At 64.3% G+C, this 18,072-nt stretch carries 15 protein-coding genes; 6 read left to right on the forward strand and 9 right to left on the reverse strand.

What is annotated here, in order from left to right:
* Positions 1-3: 3 nt before the first annotated feature.
* Genes JLZ96_RS11960 through JLZ96_RS11985 form a run of 6 tightly spaced genes read right to left on the reverse strand, consistent with a single transcriptional unit; the run spans position 4 to position 5,493 of the window.
* Positions 4-1,329 carry an MSMEG_0569 family flavin-dependent oxidoreductase gene (locus JLZ96_RS11960; RefSeq protein ID WP_052067134.1) on the reverse strand — a complete coding sequence of 442 codons (1,326 nt, stop codon included), beginning with the start codon at positions 1,327-1,329 and terminating at the stop codon, positions 4-6.
* Positions 1,326-1,616, reverse strand: coding sequence for an MSMEG_0570 family nitrogen starvation response protein (locus JLZ96_RS11965; RefSeq protein ID WP_027495242.1), 291 nt, complete (start codon positions 1,614-1,616; stop codon positions 1,326-1,328). Before JLZ96_RS11965 ends, JLZ96_RS11960 begins: the two co-directional genes overlap by 4 nt.
* Positions 1,609-2,490, reverse strand: coding sequence for a carbon-nitrogen hydrolase family protein (locus JLZ96_RS11970; RefSeq protein ID WP_027495241.1), 882 nt, complete (start codon positions 2,488-2,490; stop codon positions 1,609-1,611). Before JLZ96_RS11970 ends, JLZ96_RS11965 begins: the two co-directional genes overlap by 8 nt.
* Positions 2,487-3,902, reverse strand: a complete 1,416-nt coding sequence (locus JLZ96_RS11975) for an MSMEG_0567/sll0787 family protein (RefSeq protein WP_201010185.1) — start codon at positions 3,900-3,902, stop codon at positions 2,487-2,489. Before JLZ96_RS11975 ends, JLZ96_RS11970 begins: the two co-directional genes overlap by 4 nt.
* Position 3,903: 1 nt before the next feature.
* A complete protein-coding gene (locus tag JLZ96_RS11980; RefSeq protein WP_201010186.1) occupies positions 3,904-4,959 on the reverse strand; it encodes an MSMEG_0568 family radical SAM protein in 1,056 nt (351 codons plus the stop codon).
* Positions 4,960-4,968: 9 nt separating this feature from the next.
* A complete protein-coding gene (locus JLZ96_RS11985; protein ID WP_027495238.1) occupies positions 4,969-5,493 on the reverse strand; it encodes an MSMEG_0572/Sll0783 family nitrogen starvation response protein in 525 nt (174 codons plus the stop codon).
* Positions 5,494-5,725: 232 nt separating this feature from the next.
* On the opposite strand from JLZ96_RS11985, the gene JLZ96_RS11990 reads away from it, so the two are divergent.
* The 3 genes from JLZ96_RS11990 to JLZ96_RS12000 all read left to right on the forward strand — a co-directional run bounded on the left by JLZ96_RS11990 (position 5,726) and on the right by JLZ96_RS12000 (position 8,177).
* A complete protein-coding gene (locus JLZ96_RS11990; protein ID WP_230074147.1) occupies positions 5,726-6,121 on the forward strand; it encodes a hypothetical protein in 396 nt (131 codons plus the stop codon).
* On the forward strand, positions 6,114-6,518 hold the full coding sequence (locus JLZ96_RS11995; protein ID WP_027495236.1) for a hypothetical protein: 405 nt from the start codon (positions 6,114-6,116) through the stop codon (positions 6,516-6,518). Before JLZ96_RS11990 ends, JLZ96_RS11995 begins: the two co-directional genes overlap by 8 nt.
* 291 nt (positions 6,519-6,809) lie before the next feature.
* Positions 6,810-8,177, forward strand: a complete 1,368-nt coding sequence (locus tag JLZ96_RS12000) for an HNH endonuclease signature motif containing protein (RefSeq protein ID WP_201010187.1) — start codon at positions 6,810-6,812, stop codon at positions 8,175-8,177.
* 105 nt (positions 8,178-8,282) lie between these two features.
* Here JLZ96_RS12000 and JLZ96_RS12005 read toward each other — a convergent pair whose 3' ends face one another.
* Entirely contained in the window at positions 8,283-8,711 is a 429-nt protein-coding gene (locus JLZ96_RS12005; RefSeq protein WP_032372543.1) for an SRPBCC family protein, read from the reverse strand.
* Positions 8,712-8,770: 59 nt separating this feature from the next.
* Here JLZ96_RS12005 and JLZ96_RS12010 point away from each other — a divergent pair, with 59 nt between their 5' ends.
* The 3 genes from JLZ96_RS12010 to JLZ96_RS12020 all read left to right on the forward strand — a co-directional run bounded on the left by JLZ96_RS12010 (position 8,771) and on the right by JLZ96_RS12020 (position 13,602).
* Complete coding sequence (locus JLZ96_RS12010; RefSeq protein WP_201010188.1) at positions 8,771-11,077, forward strand: ATP-dependent DNA ligase; 2,307 nt, start codon at positions 8,771-8,773, stop codon at positions 11,075-11,077.
* 231 nt (positions 11,078-11,308) lie between these two features.
* Complete coding sequence (locus tag JLZ96_RS12015; RefSeq protein WP_027495232.1) at positions 11,309-12,523, forward strand: lipase family protein; 1,215 nt, start codon at positions 11,309-11,311, stop codon at positions 12,521-12,523.
* A gap of 83 nt (positions 12,524-12,606) precedes the next feature.
* Complete coding sequence (locus JLZ96_RS12020; RefSeq protein ID WP_201010189.1) at positions 12,607-13,602, forward strand: iron-siderophore ABC transporter substrate-binding protein; 996 nt, start codon at positions 12,607-12,609, stop codon at positions 13,600-13,602.
* A 137-nt stretch (positions 13,603-13,739) separates the two neighbouring features.
* On the opposite strand, the gene JLZ96_RS12025 is transcribed toward JLZ96_RS12020, so the two are convergent.
* Together JLZ96_RS12025 and lon are read right to left on the reverse strand one after the other, a co-directional pair.
* Complete coding sequence (locus JLZ96_RS12025) at positions 13,740-15,614, reverse strand: ABC transporter ATP-binding protein (RefSeq protein WP_027495230.1); 1,875 nt, start codon at positions 15,612-15,614, stop codon at positions 13,740-13,742.
* Between the two features lie 65 nt (positions 15,615-15,679).
* Positions 15,680-17,995, reverse strand: coding sequence for an endopeptidase La (lon, locus tag JLZ96_RS12030; protein ID WP_201010190.1), 2,316 nt, complete (start codon positions 17,993-17,995; stop codon positions 15,680-15,682).
* Between the last annotated feature and the right edge of the window lie 77 nt (positions 17,996-18,072).

An 18,072-nucleotide genomic window follows, 5' to 3' on the forward strand; every position in this document is an offset into this window, starting at 1 on the left:
AGATCAGACCATCTGACTCTGCGGCTGCGCGGGGTTTCGGGACTGCGTCGAGTTTCGGGACTGCGCAGCACTGATTTCGAGGCCGATTTGATCGGCCAGGAATGCGGCGTCGCGCGCCACCGAGGCGAAGCGTCCCGAACCCCAGGTGTGCTGCCAGGGCAGGCCCAGGAAGTACAGGCCGGGAACCGATGTGACGCCGCGGTTGTGCGTCGGGTGGCCCTCGCCGTCGAACGCCCCGACCTTCAGCCAGCGGTAGTCGGTACGGAACCCGACCGACCAGACGACGGCCTTGATGTCCGCGGTAGCGAGATCGAGTTCGGTCGTCTCGGATTCCGGACGCCACACCGGCACGTAGCGGCCCTCGGTGGGCGCACTGATGCCCTCGCGCTCGATGTACGCGTCGATGTTGTCCTTGATGCTCTCGGCCACCCGATCGGCAGCGTCGAGGGACGCTTCGAGGGTCGGGGCGAACTGCAGGATGCCGTCCTCCACGCCGAGCAGACGGCCGTACAGCTGCATGCCCTCGGTGGCGAACGCGCGCAGGTCGATGTCTCGACCACCGTCACGGCCGGTGACGTAGTGGTTCGTGTTCTCGCGTTTGCCGACGCCACCGGGTTGATCTTCGATGGAGACATCGTAGACGCCCATGTCGTGCAGCCAGGCGACACAGTCACGCCCCCGATAGAAGCGTGCGACGCGAGGTGCGGTGCCGGCGACGAGATGAACCCGGCGGCCGTCGAGGTGGAGATCCTCTGCGATCTGCGCTCCGGACTGGCCGGTGCCGACGACCAGTACGTCGCCGTTCGGGAACTGCTGCGAGCCGCGGTATTCGGACGAGTGGATCTGGACGATGTCGCGGGGAAGCTTCTCGGCGAAGCGCGGAATGGTGGGGATGTGGTAACCGCCGACGGCAACGACGATCTGATCGGCGTGCATGGGGCCGGCGGAGGTCTGTAGGTCGAAGCCGCCTGCCGCGGATTGCAAGGCCTGATTCACCGAAACATACTCTCGGACCGGTGCATCGAAGCTCTCGGCGTAGCGTCGGACAAAGGCGTAGACCTCGTCGCGCTGCATGAACCCGTCGGGATCGTCACCGTCATATGAGTACCCGGGGAGCGCGCATTGCCAGTTGGGTGTGACGAGGGTGAAGTTGTCCCAGCGCGAGTCCTTCCATTCGTGCGCGATGGTGTCGCGTTCGAGGACGACGTGGTCGATGCCTCGCTGCGTCAGATGCCAACTGATGGACAGTCCGGCCTGCCCGCCGCCGATGACGATCACCGAGTAGTTTTCTGTTGCACTGTGGTTCTCTGTCACGCTGTTCGGATTCATAGCAATTCAGCTCCCGACATACTCAGTACGCGAACGGCACCGGCCTGATACGACGCGCTGACACCGTGAATCTCTTCCATCTGCTGCGCGGCCGACGTGCACCGCATCCCGAACTTGGCGAGAACTCGATCGCTCGCCACGGTCAATGCCTCGGACGTTCGCTGGACGAACTCGGCCACCGGGTATTCCTGCCCGGGGCTCAGATAGTCGTGCATCACCAAAGAGGGCGAGTAGCAGGACTGTTCGCGTCCGTCGGGCCACCGCACCACGAACGACATCTCAGGCATGAACGGTCTCCTTGGTGATGGTGCGATAGACCGAGGGCCGTCGGTCGCGCAGGTTGTACATGCCACCGCCACGTGCCGCGCCGATGAGCGCCTCGACATCGACGGTGGCTGTGGCCAAACCCGGCTCGACGCCTGTGCCCGCGAGGATCTCACCGCCGGGCCCGACGATCTTGGCGCTGCAGACGAACCTCAGAGACCCGAACGTGCCGGCCTGATTCGCTGCGACCCAGATGATCTGATTCTCCAGTGCACGAGCGCGATCGTAGATGTCGAAGCGTTGCTTCCACCGATCTTCTTCCATGTTCGGGGTCGTCGCGGTACGTGCAGTCGGCCACGCGGAGATGGACGCGACGATCTCGGCTCCGTCGAGCGCGAGTTCGCGGGCCGCCTCGGGGAACCCCTTGTCGTAGCAGATCTGCATGCCCATCCGGCCGACCGGAGTGTCGAAGGCGGAGTAGCTCTCTCCCGCTGCGTAGCAGAGGTTTTCGCCGAGTGGCTGGTGCACCTTGCGATACGAACCGAGGATGCCACTGCCGTCGACCGTCACCGCGGCGTTGTAGCGGGTATCGCCGTCCTTCTCACAGAATCCGAACGTGACGACAGTATCGCCCGCCATGTCGATGACACGCCTGATCTCGGGGCCGTCGAGTTCCAGAGCCGGCGGTAGTGCCTTCAGTCGACGCTGTCTCGATTCTTCGGTTTCGTCGCCGCCACCGAGGCTGGGCAGGTACCCACCCAGGCACGCTTCCGGTAGCACCAGCAGTTGGCTACCGCGATTACGCGATTCCTCGAGCAGGGCGGCGATGGTGGCGTAACCCTGTTCCATGTCGCGGCCGAACTCGGCTGCGGCCACGGAGATCGTGATGTCGTTCATGCTTCTCCCAATCCGGTCACCGTCGAAGTGACCGCGCGCGTGGTGATTCCGTCGGGCCATCGCAAGGCGACGCCCGGAATGTCGGTGAGCTCTCCGCATTCTGCGGACAGTGCAGGTCCGGACGGTGCAGTCGGTGCACCGGGACGGTCCGCGGTGATCATCGCGAACCCGGGAAAACACGTGATCCATTCGCCCATCGAGGCCGAGTCGGGCTTCGGAATCGAGGAGATGTCCAATACCGCACCGGTTCCGCTTGCCTCGGCTAGCATCCCGGTGGTCCCGGCCAGTCCCGCCATCGAGACGTCCTTGGCGGCCTTGGGCGCGGTACGGGCGACGAACGATGCCATGGTCGTCAGTTCGGCGGAGTTGCGCCGTGACGTCGAATCCCATTGCTGGCCCTGATACCCACGACGCCAGCCACCCTCGACGTCCGCCGTCAGTGTCAACCGATCGCCGACGCTACCCCCGCCGGCCCGTACCGGGTTCGTCGTGCGGCCCAGCGCAGTGATCGACAGCGACGACGGCACCCCGGCCTGGGTGTGGCCACCGAGTACCGGAACCTGCCAGGCCGCAGACGCATTGGCGAGGCCGCGGATGATGCGGGTCAGTCGAGATTGCGTCGGTGCACCGACGGAGTCGAGCATGCCGACTGCGTAGGCACCCATCGCCGACAGGTCGTTGAGGTTGACCAGGGCCGCGCACCAGCCGGCCCACTCCGGGTCGCGGTCGACCATCGAGGGAATGATCGCATCGCAGGCGGCGATCATGTCGCTCCCGGGAACCGGGACCCCGTCGTCACCTCGAAATCCTTTGGCACCGAGCCCGAGTGGCTGCGCCTTCAGCGGTGCGAGGACGCCGGCGAGCATCGCCTTGGTCGACGACACCAGCCGTTCGATCCTGTCGATCGGCCAGTACATCGCCACGTGTGGAGTATTCGCGACCTCGACGTCTCCACGCCTGATCCAGCCGAGACGGGTGAACAGTGTCTCGTTGCGCTTCTGCACCGTCGCGTCGAAGCGCAAAACGCCACGACTTTCGGCATGAGCACAGGCCGCACGCACCAGCGCTGGGCCCACACCGGAAGTGCGCGCAGAGGTGGTGACCACCAGGCGACTGCCGGCCCACCACCCCAGATCCGTTGCCGTGCAGGGTGCCAGGCGCACCCCACCGAGCACGGTGCCGGCTCGATCGGTGGCCACGAGAACGACGCAGCGAGGATCGTCGTCGACGTCGTCGTGATCGGTGCCGGCGAACAAGCCCTGTTCGGCGACGAACGTCTCTCTGCGCAGCGCCCGGTACGCATTCAATTCTGCTGTCCCGCTGCACGGCTGGACGATGAACTCCGGTTGCACGACAGTGATTGCAGCGCCGGACAATCCGGCGAGGTCGTTACCCTCCACGACGCCGTACATGTCACCCTCCCGCGTTCTGCAGAATGCTGCACGCACCGCAGGCCGCGCAGCCTGCTTTCTGGTCGGACCCGAGCATCGCCGCTGCCTGAAGTTCCTTGGCGACGCGTCGGGTGACGCTTTCGAGGACGTCGGCAGCGGGAGCCGTCGCCCGGTCGACATCCACCGCCAACGTGCCTGCGAGCGGCCGAAACGGGACGACGAAGGGATACACACCCATCTCGATCAGTTCCGCTGCACCCGAGACCAATTCGTCGGGATCCTCGCCGAGACCGACCAGGATGTAGGTCGAGACCTGGTTACGCCCGAAAACCCGGACCGCTTCTTTCCATGCCGCGCGGTACTCGTCCATCGAGACCGATGCCTTGCCCGGCATCCATCTGCGGCGCACGTCGTCGTCGAGCGATTCGACGTGAATACCGATGGACTCGGCTCCGGCGTCGTACAGATCCTGGATGGTCTGCAGGTCACCCGGAGGTTCGCACTGCACCTGGATCGGCAGTTCCGGGACCACGGCCTTGATGGCACGTACGCACCGGGCCAGATGACGGGCACCGCGATCCTTCGCGGCCGAAGTGCCCGTCGTCATGACCATCTGCGTCACCCCGTCCAGCCGGACAGCGGCCTCCGCCACCTCCGCAAGTTGCGCGGGCGTCTTGACAGCGATGGTGTCGCCCGCGTCCAGAGACGCTTCGATGGAACAGAAGCGGCACCGTTGATCGGCGTCGTAGCGAATGCACGTCTGGACCACGGTCGTGGCCAGGACACTGGTGCCGTGCAGCTTGGCGATCTTCTCGTAGGCGACGCCGTCGGCGGTGGAGAGGTCGTAGAACTTCGGGCGATCGACGGCCTGAACATCGAGGCCGATGTCGTTGCCGTCGAACAGAACTCGCCCTTCTTCGAGTACGTACGGACTGAGCGGGTTGCGCGGGATTGCTGCGCCGAGACCATCGATGCGGACATGTCCATCGTCACTCGGGCCGGCACCGGCAGTTCTGGACACCGGCGTTGCTCCTCGAATCCCGAGCAACGCCAGATCCACACGTGTAGAGATGGACATAACCGCCCCCTAGACCATGTAGGTCGAATTGATGATGGCACCCTTGCGCGCGTAATGGATCAATGCGTCCTGCACGTCCAGGGGGTGGGCCGGGATGACGCCCTCGATGAGGTCTTCTTCACGACCCCCGTGCAGGGCCAGTCCGAAGCGGCAGCAGAACACGGTGCCGCCCTCGGCGATGAACGTCGCGAGGGAGTCGTTGATGTTCTGTTCACCCGGGAAGCCCGAGTCTCCGGTGGTCGGGAAACCGCGTGTGGCAAGGCAATTGATAGCACCGGGTCCGTAGAAGTACATCGCCGACTCGAAACCCTTGCGCAGAGCGCGGGTGGCCTGCAGCACCGCGACGAACGATACCGACGACTCGTGGGCGATGCCGTGCACCAGCGTGAAGTAGCTTTCGCCGTTCTCCGCCTTGTAGTCGGGGAAGATCTTGGTGGACCCGTAGATGTTGCTGCCCTTGGGAAGTGAGGGATGCGGAATCTCCTCGAGGGACTTCTTGATGTTCTCGGCGATGGACTGGTCGAGATCTGACACGTGCGTCTCCTGAGGTTCGCAGAGCGGGCTGGATGCGGTGGACACCGATGTCCACCCGAGAAAACCGTCATGTCCGACGAGAGGGCAGATCCTCTGCGGCCATGGAACAAGTACAGGCCTCGTCGATTTCCGATTGGTCACGCTCGGAACAACGTCGTGTTTCAAGGGCCTCACAGTGTTGACGTGGTGTTACGCGGTTACTGTGAAGGGAAGTCCATCCACCCACCGCAGCATGACGAGGAACTCGATGATCGGCGCCGTCACCGGCTTGTTGTACGTGTTGTCCCTGGTAGTGGGGATCTGGGTGCTCGTGAAGCTCGCCACGAACAGGCCCGTTCTATTGAAGAACAAGGCCGACCGCGCGCTGTTCTGGACGATCGCGGCTACCGAAGGCGTCGTAGCACTGCAGGCCGTGATCGGGTTCGTGATGATGTTCGCCTCCGATCGCGACATTCACCGGCTCACGTTCGGGTCGTACCTCGTCGGACTGCTGTTCCTGCTCCCACTCGGAACCTGGTGGTCTCTGGGCGACCGTTCCCGCGGCGGTACCGCGGTGCTCCTCGTAGCCGTCCTCACCCTCGCAGCCATGGTGTTGCGACTGAGCCAGATTTGGGCCGGATATGCCTGACAAACTTCAGCAAGCCACGCGCACCGGATTCGGACGCTTCCTCATCGCCGTCTACGCCGTGTTCGCCGTTGCCGCGACATCGCGATCGATCGTGCAACTCACCACCCGATTCGACAACGCACCGGTCGCGTACCTGCTGTCGGCATTCGCAGCCGTGGTCTACATCATCGCGACGGTCGGCCTGGCACGAGCAACCGAGGCATCACGACGAGTGGTGACGGTCTCCTGCATCATCGAACTCGTCGGGGTCCTCGGCATCGGCACCCTCAGCTACATCCAGCCCCAGGACTTCCCGGAGCCGACGGTGTGGTCGCACTTCGGATCCGGTTACGTCTTCATCCCGGTAGTGCTACCCATCGCAGGACTGTGGTGGTTGCGAAAGACACGCCAGCAGTAGAGGTCTGCTCTACATCTCGCGCAACTGTGTCAGGTGTCGACGCACCTCTGTGGCGGCGACGCAGCATCTGCTTAATCGATGTTCACCTGCACTGCCGGCCGGCCCCTACATCGAGGCCACTGCGCGCCGCCACGTTCGAGTTCAGCGGTCCCGGGCGATCCTCACTCGACTGACGTTGCGGCCTTATCACGGGCCACCGACAGGTTCCGTATTCCGAATCCTTGTGCACAGCAATAGTTTTCGATTGCACCATCATTGCGCATCGAACACCCGTTCGATACACTTATCTCCATGACCACGGAGATCTGGCAACTGAGCGAAAGCGAACTCCTCGCCGACGCTGCTGATGTCTCCCACACGATCCAACTGTTGGAGGCCCGGCGGATTGCTCTGGTCGCCGACATCGACACCCGCGTGAGCCGAGAGAAGCTCGGCTTCCCCGGACCCGCAGGGTGGCTCACCTCCACCACCCTCCTCACCCCCAGCAAAGCCACCAAGATCGTGGCCCTCGCCCGCGGACTGAAGAACTTCCCCGACATCGCCGACGCCGTCAACACCGGCAGCATGACCGTCGACCACGCCGCCCTGATCCTCACCTTCGCCGAAACACCACCGAAGAACCTCCCGCAAGAGGGTCGCGACATCGCCCGCACCGCGATGATCACCGCCGCCACCGGGCCCGGGGCACGCACCGACAAGATCCGTGAAGCGATCACCAAACTCGAAGACACCTACGGCGGCGACAAGCCACCACCGGAAGACACCGACCGCAACGAACTCTTCGCCTCGAAAACCCTCAACGGACGTCTCGTGGCGAAGATGGATTTCGATGCGATCACCGGAGAAAAGCTGCTCACCGCACTCTCACCGCTGACCGAACCCCGCCCTGCCGCCGACGGCACCCCCGACGAACGCAGTCCCGCACGGCGACGCGCCGACGCATTCGGACACATCCTCGACCGGTACCTCGCCTCCAGTGACCGCCCCACCGAGGGCGGAGAAAAACCGCACGTCAACCTGCACATCCGGTTGCAGGACCTCCAGAGCCTGAGCGGTCAGAACAGCGACGACATCACCGACGACGAAACCACACGCGCTGCAACAGAATCCGACTCAGACCTGGTCGACCCGGTCGACATCGACACCACAACAGAAACCAACAACGAGGCCGGTTCAGTGACTGCGGATCGTGGCGCATACCGGGACCTGTTCGGCGACGGCACCACCGTCGGCTGGCTGCCGTGGATGGGACCCCTCTCCCGCAACACCTCTCGCCAACTCGCCTGCGATTGCCTCCTCACCGCCATCGTCATGGACGAGAACGGCAACCCACTCAACCTCGCCCGCACCGCCCGTACCGTCACCGCGAAACAGAAACGCGCCTTGACTGCCCGCGATCACGGCTGTGCGTTCCCCGGCTGCGGCAAACCCGCCGCCTGGACCGAAGGTCACCACATCTGGCACTGGACCGACGGTGGCCCCACCGACATGGACAACCTCGTCCTCCTGTGCGGATTCCACCACCGCCTCGTCCACCACAGCGACTGGGAAGTATTCATCGGCACCGACAACCACCCTTGGTTCGTACCGCCGGCCACCGTCGACCCCTACCGACAACCCCGACAATCCCACGCCCGAGCAGGCCCCCACATCGCCTGACCCTCGAACGCACCAGCCCCGCGCAAACACCAGCCCCGCACCGAGAACACGGTGCGGGGCTGGAAGAGATTGTCCGACAGCTACTTCAGGAATCCCGAGATGCCGTCACTTCAATGCAGCAAGGTTCGCCACCGACTGCTTCACATCGGTATCGAGTGCACGGGCGACCACCGAACCCACCGGACCGAACAGCACGCCCCCACCGAATTTCGCGTCGAGTGTCAGCTCCGAACCGCCCTCGGCCTCACGCACGTGGACGGTCAGCGAGATCCTCACTCCACCTTTGCCGCGGCCCGACATCTCGATCAGCTTCGGCTCCTCGTACTCGGTGAACTCCCAGTTGATCGTGTTCTTGAAACCCTTCACCTTCACCAGCGACTCGACCTTCGTGCCCTTGCCGACCTTGTTCGGCGGCGGACTGCACCAACCACCGTGGATGGTCATCCACTCGTCGAACCGCTCGAGGGCGGAAGCCTTGTCCCACGCGCCCTGAGGGTTCTCGGGCATCTGTACCGAGACACTGATCGTTGCCATGCATTCGAGCCTGTCACAACTTGGTCGCAGGTTCAGACGGCGAGCACTAACCTGAGACGATGGCCACGCTCGAGATCGAAGGCCGAAAGGTCTCCGTCACCAACCTCGACAAGGTGCTGTTCCCAGAAACCAGCACCACCAAAAGCGACATCATCGAGTACTACGCTGCCATCGCTCCGGCGATGCTGCCGCACGTCGCAGGACGCGCAGTGACCCGCAAGCGGTGGCCGAACGGCGTCGAACAATCCTCGTTCTTCGAGAAGAATCTCGCCGCATCCGCACCCGACTGGCTCGACCGCCGATCCATGCAGCACTCCGACCGAGTCGTCACCTACCCGTTGTTCTCCACCGCAGCGGATCTGGTGTGGCTCGGGCAGCAGGCGGCCATCGAAGCGCACGTGCCGCAATGGCGTTTCGACGGCACCGAACCCGGCCCTGCGACCCGCATGGTCTTCGACCTCGATCCCGGCGACGACGTCGACCTCGCCCGATGCGCTGAGGTGGCCTGCGAGATCCGTGACCTCATTGCAGACATAGGCATGACCGCGTACCCGGTCACCAGCGGCAGCAAAGGAATTCACCTGTACGTACCGCTGGACAAACCGCTGTCGACGTCCGGCGCGTCCACCGTCGCCAAACGCGTCGCCACCCTGCTCGAAGAACGGTCACCGGATCGGGTGACCGCCACGATGGCGAAAGCGAAGCGCACGGGTCGAGTGTTCGTCGACTGGAGTCAGAACAACGGAAAGAAGACAACCGTTGCGCCGTACTCACTTCGGGGCCGGTCCCTGCCCACCGTCGCGGCCCCCCGAACCTGGGAGGAGCTCGAATCGCCAGGGCTGCAACAACTTCGATTCGAGGAGGTTCTGGAACGATTCCACGAAACCGGCGACCTACTCGCCGATCTCGACCCGAAACCGGCAGCGGAAGAGCACGACACCTCCGACACGGACAAGCTCGGCAAGTACCGCAGCATGCGTAGCGCGGACCGAACTCCAGAGCCTATCCCGAAAACCGCCGAGCCCCAGGGTAACGACGATACGTTCGTGATTCAGGAACACCATGCGCGACGCCTGCACTACGACTTCAGGCTCGAACACGACGGTGTCCTGGTGTCGTGGGCCGTCCCCAAGAACATCCCGGTCGAGACCGGGCAGAACCGTCTCGCAGTCCACACCGAGGACCACCCACTGGAATATGCAACGTTCGCCGGACGAATCCCCAAGGGCGAGTACGGCGGCGGTGACGTCTCGATCTGGGACAACGGAACGTACGAGCTCGAGAAGTGGAGGGACGACGAAGTCATCGTCGTTCTGCACGGAGCCAAAGCACGCGGCAGGTTCGCCCTCATCCGCACCAAGGGCAACCAATGGCTCATGCACCTGATGAAGGACCAACCCGGAGAGCACCCGATAAAAAAGGACAGCCCGCCGACGGACAAGCCGGTGCTGAAGAACATCTCACCGATGCTTGCAACCGCGGGCGACATACTCGATCTACCCGAGGACGAGTGGTCGTTCGAGGGTAAATGGGACGGCTTCCGTATCGTCGCCGAACTGACTCACGGTTCGATGACCCTGCGCACCCGAAGCGGAAACGACTACACCGAGAAGTTCGGAGCCATCCGGTCTCTCGCCGAGGACCTGGCCGATCACGACGCCGTCATCGACGGTGAAGTGGTCGTCTTCGACAGCAACGGCATCAGCAGCTTCGAGAAGCTACAGAACGCCGCCCGCGACGACATCCGGTTCATCGCCTTCGACCTGCTCCATCTCGACGGCACGTCCCTCGTGCGCAAGAAGTACTCCGACCGGAGACGATTGTTGGAACTGCTCACCACCGGCCTCGACTCGGTTCTGGTGCCGCCGTTGTTGACAGGTTCGGCTGCCGACGCCATCGCCGAGAGCTGGGAACGGGGGTGGGAGGGAGTCGTCGCCAAGCGCACCGATTCGATCTACCAGCCGGGCAAGCGCGCCCACACCTGGATCAAGTACAAGAACTGGCGCACGCAAGAAGTCGTGATCGGCGGTTGGCGACGCGGCCAAGGACGTCGCTCCGGCGGATTCGGCTCGCTGTTGATGGGAATCCCCGACGGCGACGGCCTTCGCTACGTCGGTCGCGTCGGCACCGGTTTCGACGATCGCGCGCTCGATTCACTGGCCGCAGCGCTGGCTCCGCTGGAAACGTCGGAGAGTCCTTTCTCCACGACGCTTCCCACTGCCGACAGGCGCGGTGCCGTATGGGTGGAGCCGGTTCTCGTCGGAGAAGTGCGGTTCTACGAGGCCACCGAATCCGGCCATCTGCGTCACCCGAGCTGGCGCGGACTGCGCCCGGACAAGACGCCGGCGGACGTCGTTCCCGAGTAGCCGACGCCAACTGCCCAGCAGCGGATTTGGCCGAGTCACAGAAACCGGCAGAAAGACCGTTCTTCGGTTGCCATAGAATCGCCGGGTGCGTACCGTTGCGCTCATCGTCGCCCGGGGGGCGTAACGAGTCACAGATCAATAGCTATATCGAGTTGCGGGCCAGCTCTACGGGGGCTTGCCGAATCGTCGAGACGCGCGCCGTTTCGATTCAGGCATGGAGGGGTTTACCAGATGCGGGTTCTCAAATTGGCAGGCGCTGTCAGCATAACGGCGGTTGCCGTTCTCTGTTCGACGCTTGTCGGCCCAGGTCAGGCCGCTGCGGCACCCTTGTTTCCGACGCCGATATCGGACGGTTTCTATGCTCCGCCCGCCGACCTCGCCGCTATGGCACCGGGGGACGTGATCTCCAGCCGGCCGATGCCGCCACCTCCCGGCTTCTTCGACGTCGACGTGTGGCAGCTGAAGTTCCGCTCCACGAATTCGGCGGGTAATCCCATCGCGGCGATCAACACCGTGCTGGTCCCCCGCAACAAAGCCCCCAACGGGCCGGTGCTGTCTTACCAACACATCATCAACGCACTCGGTCTCGAATGTGCACCGTCACAAGCGCTCTGGTCCAACGATCCCAATCTGGCGATCCGCGAGGCACCCGCGCTGAACGCCGTTCTGCAGCGTGGCTGGACGGTTGTCATCGCCGATCACCTCGGCCCCAACAGTGCCTACGGTGCAGCCAAGCTCGGCGGACAGATCGTGCTCGACAGCATCCGCGCCACCCAGCGTTTCGATCCGCTGCAGCTGCGGCAGAGCCCGGTTGCCTTGGCCGGATACTCCGGTGGCGGCATGGCGACGGCGTGGGCAGCAGCGTTGCAGAACGACTACGCGCCCGAGCTGAACATCGTCGGCAGCGCCGCGGGCGGTGCTCCGATGAACCTCGAGCGCATGGCTCGCGATCTCGGTTTCGCACCCCACCCGGTGTTCGGTCTCGCCTTCGCCGCTGCGCTCGGCCTCGAGCGCGAGTATCCCACTCGCATTCCGATCAGCTCCCAGTTGAACCCGTTGGGCAAGCAGATCGAAAGCGAGATCCAGAACGGGTGCACCAACGACATCATCGCCGCCGGAGCCGGTAAGAGCGCGATGGAGGTCGCGGGCACGTTGGACCTGATGAACAGCCCGGAGATGATCGCGGCCGTCAACGAGAACAGCGTCGAGATGTACCCCGGTGTGCCGAAAGCTCCGTACTTCGAGTGGCACAGTCCCACCGATGCGCTCATCCCGGTCAGCTCGATCGACAACACGATCGCCCGGTACTGCCGGGCCGGGGTCAACGTCACCGAGGTCCAGGTACCCAGCAACGATCACCTGACCGCTGCCGTACTCGGCCTGCCGCAGGCTCTGGAATGGATCGATCAGCGGTTCGCCGGAGTGCCCGCCGTTTCCAACTGCTGACCGTATTGTCCGACCCGGTGCGTGCTGGCTGAGCACATGGGTCGGTTAGGCTAACCTCGCAAATACACGCGCGAGGAGTCCCCATGAAGAAGACCGTCCACGTAGTCGCCGCCGGTGCCGCAGTCATGGCACTGGCGGTCGGCTGTTCGTCCAGCGACGAATCCACTGCCTCAGGTAACTCCGAGAACAGTGCCAACTTTCCCGTCACCATCGAGCACCACTTCGGTGAGACGGTCATCGACGCCGCACCCTCCCGCGTCGTGACCATCGGATTCAACGAGCAGGACTTCGCGCTGGCGCTCGGAGTCAAGCCCGTCGCCACCCGTGGAAATCTCAGTTACGACTACCGTCAGCGCCCGTGGGCCCAGGAAGCATTGGGCGGCACCGAGATCCCCGAGGTCGGCAGCACCGACCTGAACCTCGAGCAGATTGCTGCGCAGTCACCCGACCTGATCCTCGGACCGTACTCGTTCATCGATCAAGGCCAGTACGACCAACTTTCGGCGATGGCCCCGACGATCGCAGACATCGGTGGATACGACGACGTCCCCGCGGCCACGTGGCAGCAGGAATTCGCCGTGGTCGGCGAGGCACTGGGCAAGAAGCAGGAATCCGACGAGCGAACGGCCGAGCTCGAGCAGAAGTTCGAGACCACCCAGACCGACAACCCTCAGTTCGCCGGCAAGGCACTGACACTCGCGTTCGTCATGGACGACGGCAGCTACTTCGTTCTTGGTAAGGACGACATCCGAGCACTGTTCTTCACCGACCTCGGCTTCGAGATCCCCGACGCCAGCGAAACGGTCAGTCCCGAAAACCTCAGTCGACTCGACACCGACGTCCTCGTCATCGCCGGACAGAGCCGCGAACAACTGCAGGCAAACCCGCTGATCGCCGCACTCGACGTCGTGAAGCAGGACCGCACCGTCTACATCGGATCGTTCAGCACCGACCTACCGTCGGCTCTCGGCTACTCGAGCCCACTGTCCCTCGACTACGCAATCGACGGATTCACCCCGATGCTGGCCGCCGCAACCGACAACGACCCGGCCACCGTGGTCCCAGATCCGATGTCATAGGTCACTCCGCAGGCTGCGCTCCCGGCCTTCCTAGGCCACTCCGCAGGCTGCGCTCCCGGCCTTCCTAGGCCACTCCGCAGGCTGCGCTCCCGGCCTTCATAGGTCACTCCGCAGGCTGCGCTCCCGGCCTTCCTAGGTCACTCCGCTGGCACGGTGTGCGCGAACTGTGTTCGATGCAGCTCCTCGTAGCGGCCGCCCGCTGCGAGGAGCTCGTCGTGTGTTCCGCGCTCGATGACCTGTCCGTTCTCGATCACCAGGATGGCGTCCGCTGCTCGGATGGTCGAGAGGCGGTGCGCGATCACCACCGACGTCTTGCCCTCGAGCGCCTCGGCCAGCGCTGCCTGCACGGCGGCCTCGGACGTCGAATCCAGTGAGGCCGTGGCCTCGTCGAGAATCACCACCCGTGGCTGCGCGATCAGCAGCCGGGCGATCGTCAGGCGTTGACGCTCTCCGCCGGACAGGCGGTAGCCGCGCTCGCCGACGATTGTCTCGAGCCCGTCGGGCAAGGAACGCACGAGATCGGCGAGCCTGGCCCGCGACAGTGCGTCCCACAGTTCGTCCTCGGTGGCGTCGGGGCGCGGCAGCAGCAGATTCGAGCGAATGCTTTCGTGGAACAGATGACCGTCCTGAGTCACCATTCCCACTGTGTTGCGAACGGATTCGGCGGTCAGGTCCCGCACGTCGACGTCGCCGAGCCGCACTGCGCCGCTGTCGACGTCGTACAACCGAGCGATCAGTTGCGCGATCGTGGACTTGCCCGCACCCGAGGTACCCACCAGGGCGACCATCTGACCGGGTTCGGCCCGGAACGACACACCGTGCAGAACCTCCTCGCCGCCACGGGAATCCAGAGTTGCGACCTCCTCCAGGGAGGCGAGCGACACCTTGTCGGCCGACGGGTATGCGAACCTGACGTCGTCGAGTTCGACGGCCACCGGCCCCGGGGGCAGCACCGTCGCGTCGGGCTTGTCGGCGATCAGAGGAACGAGATCGAGCACCTCGAACACGCGCTCGAAACTGACCAGCGCGCTCATGACCTCGACACGGGCACTCGCCAGTGCGGTCAGCGGCGCATAGAGCCTGGTCAGCAGAAGGGACAGTGCGACAACCGAACCCGGGTCCAGTCGACCACTGAGTGCGTAGAAGCCGCCGAGTCCGTAGACCACGGCGAGGGCCAGAGCCGACACCAGGGTGAGCGCCGTGACGAACACGGTCTGCACCATCGCGCTCCGAACTCCGATGTCGCGGACTCGGGCGGCTCGAACCGCGAACTCGACGGATTCCTGGTCGGGGTGCCCGAACAGTTTGACCAGTGTCGCTCCCGGCGCCGAGAAACGCTCGGTCATCTGGGTGCTCATCGCCGAATTGTGTGCTGCCGCTTCGCGTTGCAGACGTGCGAGGCGTCGACCCATGCGACGGGCCGGCAGCACGAACACCGGCAACAGGATCAGCGCGAGCAGAGTGATCTGCCAGGAGATTCCGATCATCACCACGAGCGTCAGAGCCAGCGTCACCACGTTGCTGACGACTCCGGACAACGTGGTGCTGAATGCGCGTTGGGCACCGATGACGTCGTTGTTGAGGCGACTGACCAGAGCGCCGGTTCGGGTGCGAGTGAAGAAGGCGATCGGCATCCGCTGCACATGGTCGAACACCGCGGTGCGCAGATCCAGAATCAGACTCTCACCGATGTTGGACGAAAGCCACCGGTTGATCAGACCGAAGCCTGCGTCCACGATGGCGATCACCGCGATGGCCAGAGCCAACAGCACCACCACACGCAGCTCTCGCCCGTCGACGATCGCGTTGACCACCCGCCCGGCCAATACCGGAGTTGCCACCGCAAGCACCGCCAGCGCGACGCTGAGCACCAGGAAGCCGCCGAGGGCGCGTCGATGCGGTGCTGCGAACGACAGGATCCGACGCGCAGTCTCCTTGGAGAACGAAGACTGCGCGCCGGAGCTGTTCATCGTGCGATACATCTGGTTCCACGCGGTCATCTCCATGCTCATGACACCAACGTAGAACCTCGACCGAACTCGAGGTCAAGCAGAGCCCGAGAACGGTCGCCGTCACCTCACGCGGCCGCGGCAGCTTCCGCCGGTTCCAGCGCGAGCGCCAGGATGTCGGCCACGTCGGTCATCGGCCGAACGTCCAACGCCTCCAGGACCTCCGCAGGGACGTCGTCCAGATCGGGTTCGTTGCGTGCCGGAATGAACACCGTCTTCAGCCCGGCGCGCTGAGCCGCCAACAGCTTCTGCTTGACTCCACCGATCGGCAGCACACGTCCGTTGAGCGTCACCTCTCCGGTCATTCCCACGTCCGACCGCACCGGACGCCCGGTGGCCATCGACACCAGGGCCGTCACCATCGTCACGCCCGCCGAAGGACCGTCCTTGGGCACTGCCCCGGCCGGAACGTGCACATGGATACTGCGATCCAGTGATTCGGCAGTGACGCCGAATCGAGCTGCGTGCGCTCGCACGTAGGACAGCGCGATTTGCGCCGACTCCTTCATCACGTCGCCGAGCTGGCCGGTGAGCGTGAGGCCCGCGTCGCCCTCGGTGGAGGCTGCCTCGATGAACAGTACGTCGCCGCCGAGCCCGGTCACTGCCAGACCCGTTGCGACACCGGGCACTTCGGTTCGCTCGTGCGCCTCGGGGGTGAAGCGCGGACGACCGAGGTAGGTCACCAGATCCGGCTCGTCGATCTCGAGCACGTCCGTGGTGCCCGCGAGTTTCGTCGCCACCTTACGTAGAGCCTTGGCCAGCAAGCGTTCGAGTTGCCGCACCCCGGGCTCACGGGTGTAGTCGGCAGCGATCTTGCGCAGTGCGGCGTCGGTGACGGTCACCTCGTCGGATGTGACTGCCGCCCTCTCCATCTGACGCGGAAGCAGGTAGTTCCGAGCGATGACCACCTTGTCGTCCTCGGTGTATCCATCGATGGTCACCAGCTCCATGCGATCGAGCAGTGGGCCGGGAATCTGATCGATCACGTTGGCGGTGGCGAGGAACACGACGTCGGACAGGTCGAGATCCAGATCGAGGTAATGGTCGCGGAACGTATGGTTCTGCGCCGGGTCCAGTACCTCGAGCAGCGCGGCGCTGGGATCACCACGGTAGTCCGAACCGACCTTGTCGATCTCGTCCAGCAGCACAACAGGATTCATCGATCCTGCCTCGCCGATCGCCCGCACGATGCGGCCCGGCAATGCGCCGACGTAGGTGCGACGGTGGCCGCGGATCTCGGCCTCGTCGCGAACCCCACCGAGGGCAACACGGACGAAGGTACGACCGAGAGCGCGGGCCACCGATTCGCCCAACGAGGTCTTACCGACACCGGGAGGTCCGGCGAGAACCATGACTGCACCGGAGCCGCGTCCGCCGACGGACTGCATACCCCGCTCGGAGCGCCGTGCGCGAACGGCCAGATATTCGACGATGCGGTCCTTCACGTCGTCGAGGCCGTGGTGGTCGGCATCGAGAACGGCTCGCGCCGAATCGATGTCGGTGTTGTCGGTCGTGGTGTTGTTCCACGGCAGGTCCAGCACGGTGTCGAGCCAGGTGCGAATCCACCCCGACTCGGGGCTCTGATCACTGGCCCGCTCCAACTTGCCCACTTCACGGAGCGCTTGTTCGCGCACCTTCTCGGGCAGGTCCGCAGCCTCGACACGGCCGCGGTAGTCGTCCGCGCCGTCGGGTTCGTCCTCGCCCAGTTCTTTTCGGATAGCGGCGAGCTGCTGGCGCAGGAGAAACTCCTTCTGCGTCTTCTCCATGCCCTCTCGGACGTCACCGGAAATCTTGTCGTTGACCTCGACCTCGGCGAGATGAGCCTTGGTCCACTCGATCAGCGATGTCAGACGCGTTGCCACGTCAGGTGTTTCGAGCAGATCCCGCTTCTGGACGTCGGTCAGGTACGACGCGTAGCCCGCGGTATCGGCAATCGCACCGGGGTCGGTGAGCTTGTTGACCGAGTCGATCACCTGCCACGCGTCGCGGCGTTGCAGCATCGCCACGACGAGTTGCTTGTATTCGGCTGCAAGGGCTTTGAGGTCATCACTGGCGGCTACGTCTGCGACGGGCTCGGCCTCGACCCACAGGGCCGCCCCGGGGCCACTGACCCCGTGGCCGATGTGCGCACGACGAGTTGCCTTGATGACGGCGGCCGGGCGACCGTCAGCGAGCCGTCCCATCTGCACGATGGTGGCGAGGACGCCATAAGCGGCGTACCGATCTTCGAGTCGGGGAGCGACGAGCAGCGAGCCGTCGTTGCTCGCCTTCGCTGCGTCGACGGCGGCGCGTGCGGCCTCGTCGAGTTCGACGGGCACCACCATTCCGGGCAGGACGATCGGGTCGGTCAGGAACAGTACGGGGACACGAACGGTTTCGGTCACTTCTCCTCCAAAGGATTGAGCTATAGGGGCTCAACTTCGAAAGGAGTAGTGATGTTCCCCGAGCGGTCGATGTTCTC

The organism is Rhodococcus sp. NKCM2511, from assembly GCF_014905595.1.
Lineage (GTDB): Bacteria > Actinomycetota > Actinomycetes > Mycobacteriales > Mycobacteriaceae > Rhodococcoides > Rhodococcoides fascians.